Origin of the sequence: Methylobacterium sp. Leaf100, assembly GCF_001422845.1 — a bacterium.
Taxonomy (GTDB): Bacteria; Pseudomonadota; Alphaproteobacteria; order Rhizobiales; family Beijerinckiaceae; genus Methylobacterium.
Genome location: NZ_LMMW01000050.1, coordinates 1 through 4,306 on the forward strand (window position 1 = coordinate 1; position 4,306 = coordinate 4,306).

The window sequence follows — 4,306 nt, forward strand, 5'->3', positions numbered from 1 at the left end:
CATTCGTCATCGGAGACGTCGGACGGGTAGGCTTTGCGTGAAGAGGTCATGCCCCTTCATCTGGAATCCAGCCGTCATAGGTCCATAACAGCCTCTAGCGGGCGGGTCGCCGGTAGTCCGAAGGGCTCGGCGGCCGTCCGGGCGTGATCGCCACGCCGCGGGGCCGGTCGGGCGACTGATTCGGTTCCGGGCGGCGGCGATCGTGATTCGGCTTGGGATCGCGCGCCCTGCCTCCGCTCAAATCCTTGTCTGACAAGGCCAAATTTGGCATGGTCGAGGCAGAGCCGGCCCGGTCGAGGGCATCACTCCCACACCTTCCGGGGCGAAGATGGTCAGTTCCGACATGTTCGAAGTCAAACCCATCGCCGCAACGTCGAGCTTGCGCGCGCTGGCCTACGATGCGCTGAAAGAAGCCATCACCAACATGAACATCTACGACCAGAAGGAGGAGGTGCGCCTCGACGAGCGCAAGCTGTCCCTCAACCTCGGGGTCAGTCGCACCCCCGTACGCGAGGCGCTCACGGTACTCGAGCAGGAGGGCTTCGTGCGCTTCGAATCGCGGCGCGGCGTATTCGTGATCAAGAAGACGAAGCGTGAGATCGTTGCGATGATCCAGGCTTGGTCGGCCCTGGAGAGTATGGCTGCGCGCCTCGCCTGCACCCGGGCGACAGACGAGCAGCTCGCCTGCCTGCGCGAGCACTTCCCCGAATTCTACGAGGGTCGCCCATCGGATCATCTCGACGAATATTCGGACGCGAACATCCGCTTCCACCAGAAGATCATCTCGCTCGGTCAGTGCGACGTGATCCGGGACATCACCAGCAACCTGCTGATGCACGTGCGCGGCATCCGCAACGCGGCCCTGCGCCAGGGCGACCGCGCCGCCAACTCCATCAAGGAGCACGTTGCGATCATCCAGGCCCTGGAGGCCCGCGACGCCGACCTGTCCGAGCGCCTCGTGCGCGAGCATGGCCTCGGCCTCGCCCGTCACGTCGAGATCTACGGCGACTACCTCGACTAAGGGTCGGGATTCCGCACAGACCTACTGCCAGTACCGGTCGTTCGTCCGCGCGATGGCGCGGCCGAGGCTGAGCAGGAGCAGGTTCGCGGCTTCGATCACCTCCGGCGGGGCATCGAACTTCAGCGCGTGCTTGAGCGAGATGGCGAGATCCGCCGCCTGCGCCAGGGAATCCGCCTGGGTCGGGGCCGTGCCGAGGACGTAGCGCTCGCCGCCGTCGCGCATCTCTGTGATGTCGATGAGGATGCCGTGCGACCGCTCCGGCCGGCCGGCGGAATCGTGATAGGTCCGGCCGCGGCTGAGCAGCCAGCGGACCGAGCCGTCGCCCTGGAACACCCGGTACTCGGCCAGGACCACGCCGCCGGCGCGCACGGCCCGGAGCATGTGCTCCATGAGCCAGGTCATGTCGCCCGGATGGACGAGGGCGAGGGCGCCGGGGCCGCTGAGCTCGCACCCGGCGAGCTCGGGCTTGCCCGTCAGCAACCGCGCCGCGCCCTCGTCGTAGGTGACGACGCCGCGGGCATGGTCCCAACCCCAGGTCCCGACGACGCACGCCGCATCGAGGACGGCACGCAATCCGTCGAGATCGGTCGGTTCGTTGGTTGTCGTCACGTCCATGGAATGGCTTTCGATCGCGGCGACCCGTCCCGCCGCCGCGACAACATGGAAAACCACGCGTTGCGCGACCGCAATCATGGACGCGACACTGAAATCGCACCAAACGCACGTCGCCGTATCGACAGGAATAGGCTGTCGGACCGTTACCACGTGCAACCATGGCCGGTCGTTAACCCCGGGTGGGGTTCCGATATGTGCCAGGGGCATGGCGCTTACACGGCATGCCGATCGTAGGGACAGTAAGGAAGGAACGCAGGGCGCCGGGCGGCGCTGCCATCCCGGCGCCCGGCATCGATGGGCGATCGGGCGTCCCACTCCCTGAAACCGTCGACCCCGGAGCGTTCAGGCGACGCGGGCCTCTTCGATTTCGTCGAGGCGCAGCTGGTAGAGGTCGCCCCACAGGATCCCGGCCTTCTCGTACCAGGCCGGATCGAAGAACAGCTTGGCGCAGAACTCGCTGTCCCAGATGCTGACGACGATAACCCGTGCATCGACAACCTTCACGTGCCGGCTGACGAGCCCGCGCGTGATGCCCACGGACGGGCACATGTCCATGCTGGTCATCCCGTACTGGTTCTCGCCGCTGAAGATCACGGGACATTCGAGGATCGCGAGATACCGCATGGTGTTCCCCTTGGAGCGGGCCGACGTGCCCGCATGGTGCCCTGGCCCCCTTCGGGGCGGTGCCGTCTCGATCGCGGTCCGGCCTCATCGATCCGTGATCCGCTCGATCGTTTTGTATTCAATCCGATGTCGGGTCAACACGGATTGCACGAAACCGGTTGTCTTACGCTGGTGACTGTCATTGGTGCAGCGCAAGACTTCTTCGGCCCTGCGGCAAGGCCATGAAATCTTTCGGAAGAGCTTGGTGGACCGCACGAAAACCGGCCGACTTGGGAAGGCGGCTGCCCGGCCGACACGATCTGCCCCGGGAGAAGCGGTTCGCCTATGGGGCGGCGCATCCTTTCGTCCGGTCGAGCGGGACCGCGAGGCAATCCCAGATGGTCTCGATGGCGCGCAGGGCGAAACCGTCCATCACCGCGACCTGATCGGTGCGGTGCGCGCAGAACGCCGCGAGACGCTCCTGCGGGCCGGCGCCCACCGCCACCGTGGCGAAATCGGTCTTCGCCAGGGTCCACACCAGGGCGTCGAACACATCGATACCGTGGGTCGTCACCGCCCGGAACAGGTCCCGTTCCGTCAGGAGTCCGATGATGGCGCCCTCGGCCGCGCGCCGCCCGTCGATCACCACGAGGGCCTCGGTGCCGGGGCGCGCCAGGAGGCGCATGGCATCGCGCACGGTCCGGTCCATGCAAATGTACTGGAGGGCCGCGCCGCGACCGTTCGAATCGCTGATATCCACGGCCGCGAATCCTCCGCCGGGCTGCTTCGACCCCACTGGTATGCACAATACCTGTGCCGATAGCCATATATTTTCGCAGCAGGGGATGAAACCAGCACCATCGTTCCGGTTTCGACAGCCAAAGGCGCGGGCCGGAATGCGCGCGTCCGCCGGATCCGAAACGGCATGCGCTCGGCGCATCTCGAATACCGTTTTTTACTGGGGCCTGCGGGCCGCACATAGATGTAGCGATGTAATTCGCAGTGGTCGCAAGACATGGTGCGGCGCAAAATCGAATTTTGTCGCGCCTACTCTTGACGGCGCCGATCGGTCGCGCAACCCTGGTATTCCAAATACCAGACGGCGTCGGGACAGGCGTCCGGACTGCGCGGCCAAGATCCAGGGTCGTCCCAGGGTCCTCGGCGCAGCCCCAAATCACCAGAACATCAATCGGGAGGATCGTCATGACCAGGGTAGAACCAAGTAAGGTCGAACGCGTCGGCGATGGATATCGCTGGGGCCAACTCGTGATCGGCGTCATCTGCATGGTGATGATCGCCAACCTCCAGTACGGCTGGACGTTCTTCGTCCCCGACATCCAGAAGAAGTTCGGCTTCGACCGCGCCGCGATCCAGTGGGCCTTCACCCTGTTCGTGCTGTTCGAGACCTGGCTCGTCCCCGTCGAGGGCTGGTTCGTCGACAAGTACGGCCCGCGCGTCGTGGTCCTGTTCGGCGGCCTGCTCTGCGGCATCGGCTGGGTGATCAACTCCTACGCCGAGACCCTGAACATGTTCTACCTCGGCCAGGTGGTGGCCGGCATCGGTGCGGGCGCCGTCTACGGCACCTGCGTCGGCTCGGCCCTGAAGTGGTTCCCGGACAAGCGCGGTCTGGCCGCCGGCATCATCGCCGCCGGTTTCGGCGCCGGCTCGGCTCTCACCGTCGCGCCGATCCAGTGGATGATCGCCGACCATGGCTTCCAGGCCGCGTTCTTCAACTTCGGCATCGGCCAGGGCCTCGTCGTCATGGTGCTGGCGTTCTTCTTCACCTCGCCGAAGAAAGGCCAGGTTCCCGAAGCCGTCGCCAACACGAACATCATCCAGACCCGGCGCAACTACACCCCGGGCGAGGTCGCCCSCCAGCCGATCTTCTGGCTGATGTACTTCATGTTCGTCATCGTGGGCGCCGGCGGCCTGATGATCACCGCCAACCTCAAGCCCATCGCGGCCGACATCGGCGTCGACAAGGTGCCCGTCACGATCATGGGCATCACCATGGTGGCCATCACCTTCGCGGCCACCATCGACCGGGTGCTCAACGGCCTGACCCGC

At 65.4% G+C, this 4,306-nt stretch carries 5 protein-coding genes; 2 read left to right on the top strand and 3 right to left on the bottom strand.

Translation table 11 applies throughout. From position 1 onward, the window contains the following. Positions 1 to 328 precede the first annotated feature (328 nt). The gene (locus ASF25_RS17430) at positions 329 to 1,021 is read left to right on the top strand and encodes a GntR family transcriptional regulator (RefSeq protein WP_056169477.1); all 693 of its coding nucleotides are present in this window, start codon (positions 329 to 331) and stop codon (positions 1,019 to 1,021) included. 21 nt (positions 1,022 to 1,042) lie between these two features. On the opposite strand, the gene ASF25_RS17435 is transcribed toward ASF25_RS17430, so the two are convergent. The 3 genes from ASF25_RS17435 to ASF25_RS17445 form a co-directional block, all read right to left on the bottom strand. After that, the gene (locus ASF25_RS17435) at positions 1,043 to 1,636 is read right to left on the bottom strand and encodes a PAS domain-containing protein (protein WP_056306172.1); all 594 of its coding nucleotides are present in this window, start codon (positions 1,634 to 1,636) and stop codon (positions 1,043 to 1,045) included. A 342-nt stretch (positions 1,637 to 1,978) separates the two neighbouring features. Next, a complete protein-coding gene (locus ASF25_RS17440; RefSeq protein ID WP_056169483.1) occupies positions 1,979 to 2,260 on the bottom strand; it encodes a hypothetical protein in 282 nt (93 codons plus the stop codon). Positions 2,261 to 2,582: 322 nt separating this feature from the next. Further along, positions 2,583 to 2,999: a CBS domain-containing protein gene (locus ASF25_RS17445; protein WP_244473080.1), complete on the bottom strand. Its 417-nt coding sequence runs from the start codon at positions 2,997 to 2,999 to the stop codon at positions 2,583 to 2,585. A 443-nt stretch (positions 3,000 to 3,442) separates the two neighbouring features. On the opposite strand from ASF25_RS17445, the gene oxlT reads away from it, so the two are divergent. Next, positions 3,443 to 4,306: oxalate/formate MFS antiporter (gene oxlT / locus ASF25_RS17450; RefSeq protein ID WP_082502880.1), on the top strand; the 864-nt coding region annotated here is incomplete at its 3' end.